The sequence below is a fragment of the Leifsonia sp. 10N434 genome (assembly GCF_056394405.1).
Map to the genome: position 1 here is coordinate 546,274 of NZ_JBFTHV010000001.1, position 16,835 is coordinate 563,108.

Annotated in this window: 17 protein-coding genes and 1 tRNA gene; 4 read left to right on the top strand and 14 right to left on the bottom strand. The window is 66.8% G+C overall.

Features of this window, described 5'->3' with window-relative positions:
* Nucleotides 1–11 precede the first annotated feature (11 nt).
* The gene (locus AC1DB1_RS02600; RefSeq protein ID WP_477199680.1) at nucleotides 12–998 is read right to left on the bottom strand and encodes a Gfo/Idh/MocA family protein; all 987 of its coding nucleotides are present in this window, start codon (nucleotides 996–998) and stop codon (nucleotides 12–14) included.
* 12 nt (nucleotides 999–1,010) lie between these two features.
* On the bottom strand, nucleotides 1,011–2,504 hold the full coding sequence (locus AC1DB1_RS02605) for an MFS transporter (protein WP_477199681.1): 1,494 nt from the start codon (nucleotides 2,502–2,504) through the stop codon (nucleotides 1,011–1,013).
* Nucleotides 2,505–2,638: 134 nt separating this feature from the next.
* Between AC1DB1_RS02605 and AC1DB1_RS02610 the strand changes: the two genes are divergently transcribed.
* Nucleotides 2,639–3,661, top strand: coding sequence for a LacI family DNA-binding transcriptional regulator (locus tag AC1DB1_RS02610; RefSeq protein ID WP_477199682.1), 1,023 nt, complete (start codon nucleotides 2,639–2,641; stop codon nucleotides 3,659–3,661).
* 49 nt (nucleotides 3,662–3,710) lie between these two features.
* Here AC1DB1_RS02610 and AC1DB1_RS02615 read toward each other — a convergent pair whose 3' ends face one another.
* From AC1DB1_RS02615 to AC1DB1_RS02655, 9 genes are all read right to left on the bottom strand, one after another.
* Nucleotides 3,711–4,319 (bottom strand): alkylhydroperoxidase domain protein, encoded by a 609-nt coding sequence (locus tag AC1DB1_RS02615; protein ID WP_477199683.1) that lies wholly within the window; start codon nucleotides 4,317–4,319, stop codon nucleotides 3,711–3,713.
* Nucleotides 4,316–4,903, bottom strand: a complete 588-nt coding sequence (locus AC1DB1_RS02620; protein ID WP_477199684.1) for a CMD domain protein — start codon at nucleotides 4,901–4,903, stop codon at nucleotides 4,316–4,318. Before AC1DB1_RS02620 ends, AC1DB1_RS02615 begins: the two co-directional genes overlap by 4 nt.
* 44 nt (nucleotides 4,904–4,947) lie before the next feature.
* Nucleotides 4,948–5,988: a putative FMN-dependent luciferase-like monooxygenase gene (locus AC1DB1_RS02625; protein WP_477199685.1), complete on the bottom strand. Its 1,041-nt coding sequence runs from the start codon at nucleotides 5,986–5,988 to the stop codon at nucleotides 4,948–4,950.
* Entirely contained in the window at nucleotides 5,985–6,710 is a 726-nt protein-coding gene (locus AC1DB1_RS02630; protein ID WP_271176867.1) for an ABC transporter ATP-binding protein, read from the bottom strand. Before AC1DB1_RS02630 ends, AC1DB1_RS02625 begins: the two co-directional genes overlap by 4 nt.
* Entirely contained in the window at nucleotides 6,707–7,564 is an 858-nt protein-coding gene (locus AC1DB1_RS02635; RefSeq protein ID WP_271176866.1) for an ABC transporter ATP-binding protein, read from the bottom strand. The genes AC1DB1_RS02630 and AC1DB1_RS02635 overlap by 4 nt, the downstream gene beginning before the upstream one ends.
* Entirely contained in the window at nucleotides 7,561–9,363 is a 1,803-nt protein-coding gene (locus tag AC1DB1_RS02640; RefSeq protein WP_477199686.1) for an ABC transporter permease, read from the bottom strand. The genes AC1DB1_RS02635 and AC1DB1_RS02640 overlap by 4 nt, the downstream gene beginning before the upstream one ends.
* Before the next feature lie 24 nt (nucleotides 9,364–9,387).
* Entirely contained in the window at nucleotides 9,388–10,548 is a 1,161-nt protein-coding gene (locus tag AC1DB1_RS02645) for an ABC transporter substrate-binding protein (RefSeq protein WP_477199687.1), read from the bottom strand.
* 211 nt (nucleotides 10,549–10,759) lie between these two features.
* Nucleotides 10,760–10,849 (bottom strand) — tRNA-Ser (locus AC1DB1_RS02650).
* Nucleotides 10,850–10,925: 76 nt separating this feature from the next.
* Nucleotides 10,926–11,693, bottom strand: coding sequence for a DUF2510 domain-containing protein (locus AC1DB1_RS02655; protein WP_477199688.1), 768 nt, complete (start codon nucleotides 11,691–11,693; stop codon nucleotides 10,926–10,928).
* Between the two features lie 201 nt (nucleotides 11,694–11,894).
* Here AC1DB1_RS02655 and AC1DB1_RS02660 point away from each other — a divergent pair, with 201 nt between their 5' ends.
* Complete coding sequence (locus AC1DB1_RS02660) at nucleotides 11,895–12,326, top strand: VOC family protein (RefSeq protein WP_477199689.1); 432 nt, start codon at nucleotides 11,895–11,897, stop codon at nucleotides 12,324–12,326.
* An 11-nt stretch (nucleotides 12,327–12,337) separates the two neighbouring features.
* Here the strand turns inward: AC1DB1_RS02660 and AC1DB1_RS02665 are convergent, their stop codons facing one another.
* Complete coding sequence (locus AC1DB1_RS02665) at nucleotides 12,338–12,871, bottom strand: GNAT family N-acetyltransferase (protein WP_477199690.1); 534 nt, start codon at nucleotides 12,869–12,871, stop codon at nucleotides 12,338–12,340.
* 178 nt (nucleotides 12,872–13,049) lie between these two features.
* Here AC1DB1_RS02665 and AC1DB1_RS02670 point away from each other — a divergent pair, with 178 nt between their 5' ends.
* Both AC1DB1_RS02670 and AC1DB1_RS02675 read left to right on the top strand, forming a co-directional pair.
* The gene (locus AC1DB1_RS02670) at nucleotides 13,050–14,504 is read left to right on the top strand and encodes a right-handed parallel beta-helix repeat-containing protein (protein WP_477199691.1); all 1,455 of its coding nucleotides are present in this window, start codon (nucleotides 13,050–13,052) and stop codon (nucleotides 14,502–14,504) included.
* A gap of 25 nt (nucleotides 14,505–14,529) precedes the next feature.
* On the top strand, nucleotides 14,530–14,730 hold the full coding sequence (locus tag AC1DB1_RS02675; RefSeq protein WP_271176859.1) for a hypothetical protein: 201 nt from the start codon (nucleotides 14,530–14,532) through the stop codon (nucleotides 14,728–14,730).
* A gap of 10 nt (nucleotides 14,731–14,740) precedes the next feature.
* Here AC1DB1_RS02675 and AC1DB1_RS02680 read toward each other — a convergent pair whose 3' ends face one another.
* Complete coding sequence (locus AC1DB1_RS02680) at nucleotides 14,741–15,976, bottom strand: MFS transporter (protein ID WP_477199692.1); 1,236 nt, start codon at nucleotides 15,974–15,976, stop codon at nucleotides 14,741–14,743.
* Between the two features lie 412 nt (nucleotides 15,977–16,388).
* A complete protein-coding gene (locus AC1DB1_RS02685; protein WP_271176857.1) occupies nucleotides 16,389–16,799 on the bottom strand; it encodes a VOC family protein in 411 nt (136 codons plus the stop codon).
* Nucleotides 16,800–16,835 lie beyond the last annotated feature (36 nt).

The window sequence follows — 16,835 nt, forward strand, 5'->3', positions numbered from 1 at the left end:
TCCTGTTGGACCTAGCCAGTCATCGCGTGCCGGATCAGGTCGAGAATCCCGAGGGTCTCGAGACTGTCGGCAAGTGGGTGGGTGGGGTGTTGGGTGAGTCCGGTCTCGATGGCCTCCCCGACGGCGGTGAGCATGGGCACGTACCCGAAGCCGCGCTTCTCGAAGGAGGTGACCTCGGGACTGCTGAGCGCGTCGGGGATCGAACCGCTGCGCGTCTCGAAGCTTGCGGCAGCCCAGAATGGCGCGGGCACGGTAATCCAACCGTCAGTGCCATTGATGGACGCGTTCGGCTCCAAGTACTCCACCATTGACGCACCGAGCTGGGCGAACCGGTGGTTGTCGTACTCCAGGGTGATGTGCTCAGCCAGGTCGACGCCGTCCGGTCTTATTCGCCCCGTAGCTGTGATGGCGCCGGGCCTGCCGAGCACATCGACAGCCAGTGTGACCGGGTAGATGCCTTGGTCGAGCAAAGCGCTGCTCGACCGCTCCGCGCTCCATCGTTCCGAGTCCGGCTTGTCGAACGGCAGACCGAACGACGCGCGCACGCTCCGCACCTCGCCGATGCTGCCGGCAGCGATTGCGTCGAGCATCGCACGATAGGCGGGATGGAAACGCATCCACATCGCCTCCATCGCAAATCGTCCGCTGTCGTAGGCAGCCGCGACGATCTGCTCCGCCTCAACTGCATTTGCGGCGATGGGTTTCTCGATCAGTACATGCTTGCCCCTCTGCAGAGCCGTGATTGCGAGCGTCGCGTGCGTCGAGTGGGGCGTCGCGATGTACACCATGTCGACTTCGGGCTCATCGAGCATGGCGCTGAAGTCGTCGTAGGCGCGTTCGAAGCCGAATTCGTCGCTGAGTTCGGCTGCCCTCGCCGCATCCCGGGAGCACACCGCGAAGCGTCGCGCTCCCGGGATGAGGGCAAGATCAGATGCGATGAGTCGGGACACCTGGCCGGTGCCCACGACCGCCCAGCCGAGTTCGCTCTGTTCCGTCATCGGATGGCTCAGTCAAGCCTGTGCTTCGGCGTCGTGTCGCTCCGCACGTCGCGCGGCGAGGTCCCGCTGGATCTGCGGCAGATTCTTGTCGATGTTGAGGAACCAGATGATGACACCCATCAGCGCGGCAACGATCAGGGGCAGCCAGAGGTAGAGGAAGATCTCCATGCTCACGGCCGACGCTGGCTGGGTTGCTGCCTGCCCGTCGTAGTTACCGGCGGCGAGCAGCCAGCCGACGAGTGCGACACCGAGACCGGCTCCGAAGTTCTGGCCGGCGGTCGCGGCAGCGTAGGTCATTCCGTCGAGGCGCACGCCGCTCTTCCACTCGCCGTAGTCGACGACGTCAGCGACCAGGGCGAACAGTCCAGCAGCGATTGGGATGCCTCCGACGGCGCGCACGAGGCCTCCGCTGATGAGCAAGGTGAGGTTGGTCGGATCGATCAGCGAGATCAGAGCACCGACGACAGTGACGACGACGCCGATGAGGATGAGCCTGCGCTTGCCGAATCGTCCGATGACGGCCGGCATGAACCACAGCCCGATGATGAGCGGGAGGATCTGGATGAGGCCGAGGAAGCTGTAGATGTTGGGGTCGCCGAGCACATCCTTCGCATAGTAGATTCCGACGCCTGCCGCTCCGGTGAGGAGGTAGTTGAGCAGGAAGAATCCGAACGCGAGGAAGAAGTACGGGTTGCGGAACAGGATGCGCAGCGTGGCGCCCAGGGGCAGCTTCTCACCGTCACCCTTCTTGATGGTGCCCTTGACGCGTTCCTTGGTGCCGAAGAAGACGATGAGGAAGGTGACGGCGGAGATCACGCCATAGACGATCGAGATGAATGTCCAGCCGCCCTGGCCACCGCCATTGGCGGTGACGATCGGGATGGTGATGAAGTTCACCACGAGGGTGGTCACGAGCGCGAAGAAGGTGCGGATGACCGTCAGAGAGACGCGCATCTTCGAGTTGCTCGTGATCACGGAGAGCAGTGTGTGATAGGCGAGGTTCGATCCGACGAAGCCGACCCCAAGGCACAGGAAGTACATGACGAAGGCGTAGACCTCCTTCGCCCCGGTCGGCATCCCCGCCGGGATATTGAACAGCAGGATGAAGGAAATGACGACCACGGGGGCGCTGAACAGGATCCAGGGTCGCGCCTTGCCCCAGCGGGTCGAGGTGCGGTCGATGAGCGTGCCGAGCAGAAGATCCATCGTGCCGTCGAGGACCCGGCCGAAGAGCAGAAGGGTTCCGGCGATCGCGGCGCCGATCCCGACGGTGTCGGTGAAGTAGAAGAGGAGGAATGCGGAGATCGGCGCGAAGATCAGGTTGCCTCCGATGTCGCCGACGCCGTAGGCGAGGCGCTCACGGATCTTCAGTCGCTCACCACGGGTGTCCCCGACGGCCTCTCCTACGGCCCCGGCTGCGAGCGATGCGGTCAGCGAATCCTCTGTGCTGAGGGCAACGGCGGCTCGTTGCTGTTCGGCTGACGTGCGGGTTGAATCCTTCGCCATCGGTTGACTCCTTCGTCGATTACAGGTGCGGCGATCTAGTGATGCGAGATTAGGTGACACGTGTTACTGACACGCGACACTAAGATAGACACGTCAAGTGTCACGTGTCAACACGTATGTGACAGACTGGCTCAATGACCGTAGGGCTGCAGACGACGAGGCGTCCGACAAGCGCCGACGTGGCGCGGGAAGCGGGCGTCTCGCGCTCCACGGTGAGCCAGATCCTCAACGGAGACGACGAACGCTTTCCGCTCGCGACCCGCGAACGCGTCCGCTCGGCAGCCGAAGCTCTGAACTACCGGCCATCACGAGCCGGCCGAGCGCTCGTCACAGGGCTCAGCGACATCGTGGTCGTCGTGGTGCCCAACGCCACGTTCGGCCCACATCTTCAGGACTCGGTCGATCGCATCACCAACGCAACTGCGGCGTCTGGCATGAGCGTTGTAGTCCGCTTCGGCCGCCCAGACGACGAGTCCACGCTGATCTCGGTTCTCGACCTGCGCCCGGCTGCCGTCGTGGACATGGGCGTGTTCACCAATGCGCAACGGGAACGGATCGAGGCGGCCGGCACTCGCGTGGTGCCGCGACGACGCCTCGACACACCGACGGGTGACGTCGACCCTGTCGACATCCTGATCGGTCGTCTCCAGGTCGACGAGCTTCTCCGAGGCGGTGAGCGACAAATCGTATACGCGTCACTCGACGATGGCCGCCTCGACCCGTTCGGCCCACCGCGCTTGGAAGGCATTCGCCGCTCGACAGCCGCGCACGGCTTGGTCGAGCCGATCACCATACGGGTACCGCTGTCTGAGAGCGGAGCGGTCGAAGCCCTCCTGCCGCTGTTGCAGCTGTCCGATGGCCCACCACTCGGCATCTGCTGCTACAACGACGACGTCGCAATCGCCGTCATCGCCGCAGCGCGCCGACTTCGTCTCGACGTGCCGAACCGGATCTCGCTGATCGGAGTTGACCGAACCGACATCGGGCAACTTATTTCCCCCCGCTTGACGACCGTGGCGGTCGATCAGCCCGCGTTGATGGACTCCCTCAGCCGCGAGCTGGTGCGCAATCACAGTCGGGGCGACGAGGATGCCCCGGGTGATGCCGTCCTCGATGCGAGCCGTCTGGTGCGTGTGGTGGCGGGCGAGACGTCCTGACCTGGAGCGCGGCAGCCGATTGAGCCGCGTTGACCATTCGTTCCGACACTCAGCCGGCCGTGGCGGGAGTCGGTTCCCCGAGCGACAGCATCAGCCGGTTCGCCCAGTTGAAGAACGCCGCGCCGTTGATCGCATCGATGATCGCCAGATCGTCGAGACCTGCCTCCCGAAGCTGACGCACGTTGTCCGCGTCGAACGCGTTGGGGATCACGGTGAGGGCGACCGACGCGTCGATGACGGCGCGCCACTGCGGATCGTCCTGCTGCCCGGCCGGTCCCTCGTCGAGCAGGCGCTGCACGTCGTCCGGTCGCTTGGACTTGTGCGTCGCGAAGCGGGAATGGACCGACGCGCAGAAGATGCAGCCGTTGGTGCGGGAGGCGCTGGCGGCGGAGAGCTCGCGCAGCGCGCGGGTCAGGCCGCCCTTCTCGTTGTAGAAGATGTCGTTGTCCGTGCGGGTGCGAGCACCCAGGATGTCGGGGTCGCGCACGAGCAGACGGAAGTACGGGCTGTTCGCCCGCCCCTTGTCGACGAGCCCCTCGTAGTGGCGCTCGGTCAGCTCGTCGAGGGGCAGCGGCTCCAGCCACGCCTCCCAGCCGAGCTCGGCCTGGGTGAAGGCGTTGGGCGCCTCGATTTCGTGCCGGATGACGGTGCCGCTCATGCGAGCTCTCCTTTCAGGACGGTGAGCCCCGCGACCACGCGAAGCTGGAAACTGAGGAACGCGACGAGCTGGGACAGAGTGACGATGCCGGTCGTGGACCAGCCGGCGTCGAGCAGCACTTGCAGGGCGTCGGCCGACGAATCCCGCGGCCGGTAGACGAGCAGGTGCGTGTGGGCGAGTGCGGCGACGAGGCGCTCACCCGCCGCCCCGGTCAGTGCTGCGTCGGGCGCCCACACGAGACCGGCGACGTTCTCGACGGTCAACGGTCCGGCGGGGTAGTCGCCGTACGGTCCCTCGGTGAGCGCCCCGGGCAGCGCGGCCTCGAGGGCGGCGAGGAGGCGGGCGTCCTCCGCCGCGAGCAGGTCGCGGTAGTGGGAGGCGGTCGGCGACTGCGAGAGGGCGACCGTCCAGTAGGCGACGGCGAGCCGCTCGCGCTGACTGACGTCCTCGCGCTCGTCGGAGTCGAAGAGGGCGTCGTAGCTGGCCTGCGCGTTGGCGCGCGCGTTCGGCCGCTGGTCGCGGAGGGCATCGAGGGCGTCGCCGGGGGCGATGCCGACGAGCTGATCGATGACGTCGGTGGGCATGGGCGGTCCTTTCGGTGATTCTCGGGTGTCAGTGGTTTCGACTGTCAGTGGTGCGCGGCCGCGGTCACGGCCGGCGTCCAGTCGAGGAGCTCGGGACCGACCTCGGCGGCAATGAGCTCGATGGAGCGCAGCACCGCGTCGTGCGGCGGGTCGATGGGGTGCGGCTGGAAGGCGACGTTGGTCGCCCGCGCCAGGATTCCGTCGTTCCGTAGCGTCGCCAGCACCTGCTCCGGCGTCCCGATGTGGATGTCGAGCCAGGCCAACAGCTCGGCGTCGGAGGCTCCGCGCGGAACCTCCAGCCCCTGAGCGTCGATGAAGCTGCGCCCGCGGTCGATGCCGCGTCGAATCCACCGGTCCGCCTCCGCCTCGGTATCGACGACGAGCGCCGAGCGAGACGCCAGGATGCGCGGCTCGACGCCGTCGGGAAGCGCCGCCAGGTAGGCGTCGACGACGGCCTCTTGCAGCTCGGGCGAGGTCGGGTCGGTCCAGTTCTTCCGCGGCTGGGTGCGGGAGAGCATCAGGCCGTTGCCTCGGCGTCCGATGCGTTCGGCCCCCGCCGCGGAGAAGGTCGCTTCCCACACCGCCCCGAGCAGACCGGGTGCGGCGGGGTACAGCGTGCCGCCATCCGACGTCAGCTCGTCACCGCGCAGGGCGGCCACCAGCGTCTCGCGATGACGGTCGTAGATCGCCGCGCGGTCGCCCGACTCGTGCCCGAACGGCGGGAACGACGACGGGGTTCCTCCCGAGCCGATGCCGAGCTCGACCCGGCCGTTCGAGAGCAGCTGCAGCACGGCTGCGTCCTCCGCTACGCGCAGCGGCTCCTCCAGGGGCAGCGTCACGATACCGGTGCCGAGGTGGATGCGGGAGGTGCGCGCCGCCGCCTGCGCGAGCAGCACGAACGGTGATGGGAGACCGCCCTCGTCCTCGTGGAAGTGGTGCTGGGCGACCCAGACGCTGTCGAGCCCGGCCTCCTCGGCGCGCACGAACTGGTCGAGCGCGTTGCGGTAGCGGTCGAGGGCGCTCCCGTCGTCCAGGAGCCGGGTGAAGAACCCGAGCCGCTGGGGTCGCTGCACTGTGTCGGTCACTGTCCCGCCTTTCCGAGATACGCCTCTTGGATCTGAGGGTCGTCGAGCAACTCCTGCGCGGTGCCCTCGAGCACGATCGCACCCGTCGCGAGCACGTAGCCGCGGGAGGCGATGGAGAGCGCCAGCTCCGCCTGCTGCTCGACGAACAGCACTGCCACGCCCAACTCCTGGTTGATACGGACGATCTCGTCCAGCACCTGGTCGACGAGCTTCGGCGACAGCCCCATCGTCGGCTCGTCCATGCACACCAGGCGCGGTCGGCTCATCAGCGCGCGGGCGAATGCGAGCATCTGCTGCTCCCCGCCCGACAGCGTCCCGGCATGCTGGCGGCGACGCTCGGCGAGACGGGGGAAGTGGGTGCGCATCCGGTCGAGGTCCTCGGCGACGCCTGCCTTGTCGCGCCGCGTGTACGCGCCGGCGATCAGGTTCTCGTCGACGGTCATCTCGGGGAAGACGCGCCGGGCCTCCGGTACCGAGGCGATGCCGGCGGCGACCCGGCGGCGCGTGGGCGCATGGGTGACATCCTCGCCGGCGAACCGGACGGTACCGGTCTTCGGCCGGACCAGGCCGAGGATGGTCTTCATCGTCGTCGACTTGCCGCTGGCATTGCCGCCGAGGAGCGAGACGATCTCCCCCTCCCCCACGGTCAGCGAGTTACCCCGCAGCGCGTGGAAGGGGCCGTAGTACACGTTCACGTCGTCCAGCGCGAGCAGCTCGGTCATTTGAGGTCCACCCCTCCCAGTCCGCGGCGGCGGCCGAGGTACGCCTCGACGACGGCGGCGTTCGTCCGGACCTCGTCGGGGCGCCCCTCGGCGATGATGCGGCCGCCGTCCATCACGATCACGCGGTCGGAGACGGCCATGACGAGGTCGAGCTTGTGCTCCACCAGCAGGATGGTCTGGCCGGCCGCCTTGAGCTCCAGCAACTGCTCGAGCACCTCCGCTGTCTCCGACTGGTTCATCCCGGCCGTCGGCTCGTCGAGCACGAGCAGCTTGGGTGCGAGAGCCAGGGCTCGGGCGATCTCGGTGCGCCGCCGGTTGGCGTAGCTGAGCGAGTACGCCGGGTCGTCGCGCCGTGGCCCGAGCCGCGCCTCGAACCGGTCGATCTCGGACTCGACGACCGCCGCGATCTCCGCCTGCTCCCGGCGGGAGGCGGGCGTGCCGACGATCGCGATGTACAGCTCGGCGAGCAAGGGGATCCAGCGCAGCAGGAACACATTCGACAAGCGGCGGAACGGGCGGTTCGCCGTCAGTGTCGAGTGGAGTCCCACCTCGATGTTGTCCGCCACGGACAGGGTCGCGAAGACGCGTCCGTTCTGGAAGGTGCGGGCGATGCCGTGCTCGGCGATCCGCGCGCTGTCCGCGCGCTCGATCCGCTCACCCTCCAGAGCGATCGTCCCGCTGTTCGGCCGGAAGGTGCCGGTCACGAGATTGAGCGTCGTTGTCTTGCCGGAACCGTTGGGTCCGATGATGGAGACGACCTCTCCGTGTGCGACGGAGAAGGAGATGCCGTCGACGGCCTTGACGCCGTCGAAGTGCCGTTCGAGGTCGCGCACGTCCAGCAGTGGTTCGCTCATGCGTTCTTCACCAGGATCCCTCCCGGCCGGAACCGCACCGCGAGGATGAGGACCAGCCCGTAGACGATGATGCGCAGCTCGGGTGTAAACCGCAGCAGCTCCATCGCCCCGATCAGTACGATCGCGCCGATCACCGCCCCATACGGCAGGTTGATCCCGCCGAGGATCACGATGGTCACCACCAGGAGTGACATCAGCATGGTGAAGATCGTCGGGTCGATGTAGGTGTACTGGTGTGCGAGCAGGGAGCCGCCCACGCCGGCGAAGAAGCCCGAGACGGCGAACGAGAGCGCCTTGTAGTTGCGGCCGCGGACTCCGGACGCAAGCGCTGCGACCTCGTCGGAGCCGACGGACGAGATCACCTTGCCGAGGTGGGACCCACGGATCCGCCACATCACCAGCAGTGTCAGCACGAGCACGCCGAAGTCGATCAGGTAGTACGCCTGCGGGGTGTTCAGCGGCGTCCCGAACCATTCGGGCACGGGGATGTTGTAGAGGCCCTGCGGCAGCACCAGCTGGATCACCGCGACGATGGCGATACCGAGGCCGAGTGTCGCGATCGAGATGTAGTGGCCCTTCACCCCCCAGATCGGCGAGGCGAGGATCGATGCGACGACGGCGGCGACGATTCCGGCGACGGGCAGCGCCACCCAGAACGGGAAGTGCAGATACAGCGAGAGCAGCGCCGAGGTGTACGCGCCGATGGCGATCGGGCCCGCCTGCCCGAGCGCGAGCACGCCCGCCTGCCCGGCCGTCACGGTGAACCCGGCGGCGATGATCGCATAGACCAGGACCTGGGTGCCGGTGGTCAGCATTAAGTCGTTCGCGACCAGCGGGATGACGACGCCGCCGGCGAGGAACGCCACGAGCCACACCCACCGCGGGATGCGGATCGGCCGCCCCTTGCCGAGGAAGGTGCCCGTCAACGGCTCGCTCGAGACCAGCGGCACCTTGCCGAGCAGACCGCCCGGGCGCACGATGAGCACCACGATCAGGATGACGAACACGATGATCTGGCGCGCGGTGTCGCCGAAGAAGTGGATGCCGAACGCCTCCAGGACGCCAAGCACGAAGCCGCCGATCACCGCCCCGACGAGCGATCCGAGCCCACCGAGGGTGGCCGCGACGAAGGCGGTGAGTCCGACGTCGAGCCCCGAGTTCGGGTTCGCGATTCCGACGTAGAGGGCGATGAAGACGCCGGCGAGACCGCCGAGCGCTGACGCGATCACGAACGACACGTGCTGCACCTGGCCGACGGGGATTCCCATCTGCAAGGCCGCCTCCTGGTCCTGCGCGGTGGCCCGGATGGCGCGGCCGACCTTCCCGTACTTGAGGAACAGGGTCATTACGCCCATGATGACCGCGGTCGTCCCCAGCATGACGACGTCGGAGGTACCGAACCGCATATTGCCGATCTGCAGGTTCGAGGTGGGCAGCACATCCGGGAACACGCGGAACTGCGCGCTGAACGCCATCTGGGAGGCGTTGTCCAGGATCAGCGAGATGGCGTAGGTCGAGAGCATGGCCGCCAGCGGCAGGTACTTCGCGAGCGGACGCACGACGGTCACGTTGATGAGCAGGCCGATCGCGCCGCAGACGACAAGCACGGCTATCAGCGCGAGCCAGAAGGGGAGCCCGAGCTTCACGATGAAGAACCAGGACAGCATTGCGCCGAGCCCGAAGAACGAGAACTGGGCGAAGTTGACGACGTTCATGACGCCGAAGACGAGTGAGATGCCGACCGCTCCGAGGGCGTAGACGTTCCCTCGGAGCAGGCCGGCGATCAGAGTGTCGAGCATGGTGTGTTCGGTGGCGTCAACGGGTCAACCGTTGTGCGCGACCCAGCTTCCGTCCTTCAGGATGCTCGGGGTCAGCTGCGGTGACGCGACGCGACGGGTCGACTGGTCGAAAGTGATCTTCCCGTAGACGACGCTCGGGACATCCTTGACCTTCTTGAAGCCCGCGAGGATGCCCTCCCGGCTGGTGCCGCCGATCTTCGCCGCCTCGACAGCCACGTGGAGGGCGTCGTAGGCGCCCGCCTCGAAGCCGGTGACCTCGGTCTCCTGCGGGTACTTCTTCTTGAACGCCTTCACGAAGTCCTGGACCTCCTTCGCCGGATTGGAGGCGAGGAACTCCGCGCCGTTGATGGCACCCTCGGCGTCCTTGGTTCCGTCGAACGACTCCTCGTCCTGGCCCCCGTAGAACGCCCCGTCGTAGCCGATCGCGCGCAGCTGCGTCACGATCTTCGCCGCGTCCGGGCCGTAGCCGATGTGGACGAACGCCTCAGGCTTGTCGGCCACGGCCTTCGTCAGCGACGGGCGGTAGTCGTCGGAGGTGTCGAGCACGCCTTCTGCGTCGGTGATCTTCAGACCGACCTTCTTCGCCTCCGCCTTGAATGCGTTGTATGCGGGGATGCCCCAGTCGGCAGTGTTCAGGTAGCTGACACCGACCGAGTCGATCCCCTGCTTCTTGATGTAGTCGGCCGTCCACGTGTAGGTGGCGCTCGTCGTGATGGATGTCGACCACTGGTACTGCGTGCCCTTGGCCGTGAAGTCGGGGTTGGAGTTGTTGAAGCCGTACTGCAGCAGCTTGCCCGCGGTGTAGATCGGCGACGCAGGGATGGATGCGGCCGAGGAGTAGTCACCGAAAACGAGGCTGATGCTGTCGTCGCCGACGAACTTCTGCGCCACGGCCACGGACTGCTTCGGGTCGGACTGCGAGTCCTCGTACTTGAGCGCGACCGGGTGGCCGTCGATGCCGCCGTCGGCGTTGACCTCCTCGACTGCCAGGTCGAAGGCCTCTTTGAACTGCTCGCCGTACTGCGCGTATTGTCCCGTCGTCGCGGCGGAGACGCCGAAATAGACCGGGCTCGTACCGGACGAGTTGTCAGACGATGCGCCGGCGCCGCTGGCGCAAGCGGCGAGGCCGACGATCGCGAGAGTCGCGACAGAAGCTGCGGCCGTGCTGCGGATAAGTCTCTTCATGATCGTTTCCTTCGGGCTGCGTGGTGGGGGTTCGATGCAACGCCGAAGCTAGAGGCTGTTTCTCGCGGCAGCACCCCTCACAGTCACAGTCGGTAGTGATGCGTAATCAGCTGTCACGAAGATTGCGATTCGATGTCGCCGAGGGCTAGGCGCGATCTGTTCGTTCCCAGGAACGACGAAACCCCCTCGCCGGAGGGGGTTTCATGAAGTGCGGAGACGGTGGGATTTGAACCCACGGTGCCCTTGACGGGCACTCCACCTTAGCAGGGTGGTGCACTAGGCCGAACTATGCGACGTCTCCTGAGCGTCCGGACCGCAGACGCACGACAGCCATCATAACGGACATCGCGCGGCGGTTCGGACAGCCGGTTCGCAGGTTAGACCCCGTAGCCACCGTAGGTGTGCATCAGGCCCATCAGCGACGAGAACAGAGTCGCCACCCAGATGATGGCGATGATGATCGACACGACGTACAGCCCGATGGCGACCCAGATCGGTGCGAGTCCACGACCGGGGGCGACCTTGCGGACGACGATCGAGCGGCCGATCACATAGACGAGGAAGCCGGGGTTCACGAAGACGAAGAACGCCCAGGCCCAGTGGAACGGGCGCTCGACGCCCTTGCGCTGCAGGTCCCGGTAGTCGAGCCAGGCGAACACCACGACGAGCGCGTCGAGGATGAAGCCGCCGAAGATCAGGATGAAGTAGGCCGGGTTGAGCAGGAAGCTCGGGTCGGTGTAGGCGCGAACGCTGCCGTCGGCGGTGCGGGTCAGCGCGATGCCCGAGAGCGGGTTCCAGAACGGGAGCACCAGCACGAGCACGAACGGCAGAGCGACAACGAGCCAGATGTACGCGTTGTAGATGGCGGCGCCCGGCGCGAGCTTGGCGCGCTCGGGGACGACCGCGCGCGGATACGGGGTCGCATAAGTGGACGGCGCGGCATAGGCCGGCTGCTGCGCAGCCGCCGGCTGCGTGTATACGGGCTGCGTCGGGGCCACCGGCTGCGTCGGCTGCGCGGGCTGCGCCGCCTTCGGGTCGGGCGCGTAGTGCTCCGTCCACTGGGCGCCATCCCACCAGCGCAGTTGCGGGCCTCCGTTGGGGTCGGCGTACCAGCCGGCCGGGACCTGTCCGTTCGTGTTGCTCATCGCGCGACTCCAGTTCTGCCGCCTGCGGCGACGCATACGGTTCGATGGTATCGCCGCCGACCTATGGATCATCCGAGCGCTGCCCCATTTCGTTGAGGGCGGCAAAGCCTCCGTTGAGGGGTGGCAAACGCAGGTAAACACGCCGATGAAGCCCGCGTTTGCCGCCCCTCAACGAAGCCGGCCGACGATAGCCTCTTCCCTATGACCGCGCGCATCGCCAACGTCACCTTCCATGCCGAAGACCCGGCGGCCCTCGCCCGATTCTGGTGCGCCGCCATGGGCTATCCCGAGTGGACCTCCTGGGAACCGGACGAAGTCGCCGCGCTGAAAGAGGCGGGGATGGACGACGACCAGCTCGCCGAGCGCGCAGAGGCGTGGGACCAGAACCCCGCCCACCAGCGCTTCTACTTCACCCGCTACCACCACAAGCGCCGGCAGCGGAACCGCATGCACATCGACATCACTCCGTTCGAGGACCGCCGCGCCTCCCGCGAGGAATTAGAGGCCGAGCGCGACCGCCTCGTCGCGCTGGGAGCATCCGTCGAGAAGACGCTCGACGGTTCGTGGGGACCGTTCGAGGAGTTCGCGATCATGATGCGGGACCCGGAGGGCAACGAGTTCTGCCTGCAGTGACCGGCCCGACCTCACGGAGCCGACGACCCTGAGCCTCGAGCGGCCTCCCACTCGCGGCGCAGGATGGCGTAGCCGAGCGAATCGGTGAAGTCACCGCCCGCGACCGGCCAGGCTTCGCGATAACGCGCCTCCTGCACGTACCCGCAGGCGGTGAACACACGTTGCATGCCGAGATTGTCCGCGCGCGTCGTTCCCTCGATCCGGCGGATGGCGGGGTCCGACTCGAACACGCGGCTGGTGGCGAGACCGAGAGCACGACGGCCGATGCCGCGTCCGCGATGGATGGTCGCCAGGCGAAGGTCGAGCATCGGCGCTCCGTCATCGAGCTCGTCGACCGAGACGATGCCGGCATGCCCGTCATGTGGCACGACGATCCACCATGCCGCCGCTCCGGGCGGACTGTAAAGACCGGCATCCAGTCGTCCGGCTGCGGCCGCAGCGCTGAGGGTCGCTGCCGAGTGGAACGGCCACGCGCTGCCACTGAGGAGCTCGATGACGCGGTCGCGGTCGCGCGGCAGGACCAGCTCTCGCAGTTCGATTTCCATCTCGCAACCCTAGCCGCGTCCGAGCGCGGGCCAACCGCTCAGTCGGAGTGCGCGTTCCTGCGAGCGCAGCGCATCCGGTGGTAGCTTCACGATTGTTACGAAGAGCCCAGCCGGCTGCCCCTTGCGGTAGGTCCGGCGCGTTTCGCCAGAGACTCTCCTCGAGGCGGGGTATTCGTAGATGGGATTCACGATGCTGTCGTTCTTCCGTCCTGCGCTACTGCCCTCCCTCGCCGTCATCGCGTTGGCCGGTCTCGGCGTCGCCCTCGCGGCGCCTGCTTCGACCGGCAACGCGTCGAAGACGATCACCGTCGCGGTCGACGGCAACGACCACGCCTCCGGCAGCGTCTCCGCCCCACTCCACACCGTGCAGGAGGCGATCAAGCGCCTGAGCGGAGGCGGGAACAAAAGCGGCGGCACCGTCGACATCCGCGGTGGACGCTACTACCAGAAGATCGATCTCACCGGCGTGACCGGGATCACCGTCGAGGCATATCGGCACGAGCACGTGATCCTCGACGGCTCCCGGTTCAAGCCCGCCGACGGCCGGTCCGCGATGGTGAACATCAGCAACAGCTCGCACGTGACGCTCACAGGCGTGGAGATCACCGACTATCGGTCGAGCGCGCTCGATGCGATGCCGATCGGCATCTACGTGCACGGAGCAGACGATCACATAGTCATCAGCGGCAACCACGTGCACGACCTCGGCAACGACAACCAGACCCTCGGCAGCTTCGATATCAACGCGCACGGCATCGCGGTCTACGGCGACAACGCCGCCCACTCCATCACCGCCCTGACGATCACCAAGAACACGGTCGACCACCTCAGCCTGGGTGCGAGCGAGAGCGTTGTCGTGAACGGGAATGTCGACGGATGGTCCATCACGAACAACGACATCCACGACAACAACAACATCGGCATCGACGCGATCGGCTACGAGTCGACCCTGACCGGCAAGGATCGGTACACCGACCTCAATCGCGCCAGGAACGGGGTCATCTCGGGCAACCGGGTGAGCTACATCCGGTCGCAGGGCAACCCCGCGTATTACGAGGATGGCGTCTGGTGCAATTGCGCCGACGGGATCTACATCGACGGCGGCACCCACATCGATGTGACGAACAACGTGGTGACAGGCAACGACATCGGGATCGAAGTCGCCGCCGAGAACCCGCGCGGTTCGGCGGACTTCGTCGACGTGCGATCGAACACGATCGACAACAGCCTCTATGTCGGCATCGCCACCGGCGGGTACTGCGACGGCGCGAGCGACTGCGGCGGCGTGAAGACCGGCCAATCGCACGACAACAGATTCACCGGCAATACCTTGCGCAACAACAACAAGCTGAACGACGGGTCGCCGGAGATACTCATCCAGTTCTACGCCTACGACAACGTGATCCAGAACAACACGATCACGGCGACCAACGACGCCGGCGCGCTGCTCGGCACGGTCGATCGAGCCGGCGCTGACAAGGTCAGCGGCCACAACGTCAGCGATCGCAACCGGTTCGCAGTGAGCGGGACGACGAACGTCTCCTTCGGATGGCTGGGGAAGACCTACTCCAGCCTGAAGGCCTACCAGAAGGCCACGGGACAGGATCTGCACAGCACACTGAGGGTGGGATGACCGCAAGCGCACTAGGGTGGGCTTCATGAAGCGCAGCTGGCCGTTTCTCGTCGTGGGTGTGATCCTGGCCGCCATCGGGTTGGTGTGGACCCTGCAGGGGCTCAACGTGCTGCGCGGCTCCGCGATGAGCGGCTCCTCGTTGTGGGGAACCATCGGTCCGATCCTGCTCGTCGTCGGTGTGGTGCTGATCGTCGTCGGGATCGTCCGCCGCCGCCGGGCGCGCTGACGAGAGCCGGCTACCGCACCCGCTCGGCGCCCACCCGCTTGTGGAGCACCACGAGTCCGGCCGAAGCGATCAGCGCCAGCACGGCGGGGATGACGAACACCAGCGGCAGTCCGATCGTCGCCGCACCGATGCCGCCGGCCAGCCCGCCGAGCGCCGAGCTCAGGGCTGGCGCCGTGATGAAGATCGCAGATGCCGTCGCGATCGCGGTCGGAAGCAACCGCTGGGCCACGATGATCCCGAGCCCGGCGAAGACGCCCCAGACCCCACCCATCAGGATCTGACCGGCGAAGAGCCCGACCGCGGTCCCCGTCGTGGCGAAGAGCACGTTCGCCACCACACCGAACAGCGCGCCGACGACCATGAGCGGGATCATGCCCGTCCGTCGCGCGACGACCACCGCCAGCGGCATGAGCGCCAGTTCCACCAGCGGCTGGATGCCGATGATCGCACCGCTGAGGGCAGGCGGGAGGTGCAGCTGCTCGTTCATGTAGATCGGAAGGTAGGCGTACTTGATGGGCTCGCCGGCGTAGACGAGCACGTACAACCCGGTGAACGCGAGGAGGGGCAGCATCGATCGCACCGGCACGTGCGCCCGCGCAACAACCGCGCCAGAGGGGTGCGTCTCGGTGACGGGCAACACGTCGGCCCGTTCGCGCAGCGTCCCGATGGGAATGATCTGCGCGAACGTGCAGACCGCGGTTGCGATCAGCGTCACCCGCAGGCTGGTCTGCGCCGCGAGGTAGGTGCCGGCGACCGGGCCGATCACCCAGCCGAACGTCAGCGCCATCCGCGCGATCGACACGACGCCGTCACCGACGGGTGTCGGCGTCGCCGCGAGCTCGTCGTGGATCGCGGCGAAGAGCTGCGAGGCGGCGGCGCCCGCGAAACCCAGGATGACCGCGCTGACGACGAACGGCATCCAGAGTTGTCCGGCGAAGGCGATGGCGAGCCAGCCGACGCCACCGGCAACCGCGCACAGCCGGAAGAGCCCGAGCCGCCGCCCTGTGCGATCCGAGCGGCGGCCGATCAGATAGCCGGCGATCGGCGCGGTGAGGTTCGTGAGGTAGTACAGCCCGGCGACCGCGAGCGAGCTGCCGAGGTCGTTCACCAGGAACTGCGCGATCTGCGGTGCGGCGGCCGACGTGCCGAGCCCCGACAGGAAGAGCGCGACCGTCGCGCCCCGGTAGAGCGGGTTCTGGAGCACGACGCGCACGGCCGACGGGGAGCGGGTGAGCTGGTCGGTCATCGAAGTCGCGTCCCCATCGAGCGAAGGCAGAAAACCGTTAAGCGAACGGTTTCTGCGATGCTACGTGGTCGAATGGATGCACGCAAGAAGCCTCTCCACCGGCGTCTTCCGAATGCCCGAACGACGGCGCGTGGTGCACGCGCGATGCATAGTGGAACCCGACCGGCCAGAAGGGGATCGTGTTGACACCCTCATTTCGACGCGATCAACGAGGAGCGCGGCCTGTTCGGCGGGCAGGGGGTCACCCTCGAGGATTGGCCACGCACGAACGACGAGGCTCGCCGGCGCGCACGGCGCGCACTCGAAGGGTCCCGGTCTGTGGTGATCGACGCCACAAGCTCGCCCCGGTAACGTGCCGGCGGACATCGTGATGAACCGACTCCAGACCAATCGTGAGCCGGGATCGAGCCTCCTAACCCTGCTGCAGAATCCGGATGGCGTTGCCGAAGGGGTCGCGAACGCCCATGTCCGTTCCGTAGAAGTGCTCGGTGGGCTCTTGCGTGAAATCGGTGACGCCGCGTTCGCGAAGGGTGTCGTAGAGGGCGTGCGCGTCGTCGGTGATGAAGACGAGCCCGCCGCCCAGCGCGCCCTTGGTGATCAGCTCGCGGATCTGGTCGGCTGTCTGCTGGTCATGCAGCGGCGGACCGGGCTGTTCGAGCGAGATCTCGGTTCCGCCCTCGCCGGGCACGCGGACCGTCAGCCAGCGGTAGTCGCCCTGCTGCACGTCGTTGCCCTTCTCGAGCCCCAGCTTGCCGACGTAGAAATCCAGCGCCTCGTCCTTGTCCAGCACGAAGATGGTCGTGACATTCAGTGCAGTGATCATCGTGTTCTCCCGTTCCGTTCGCGTCAGTTGCCTCGA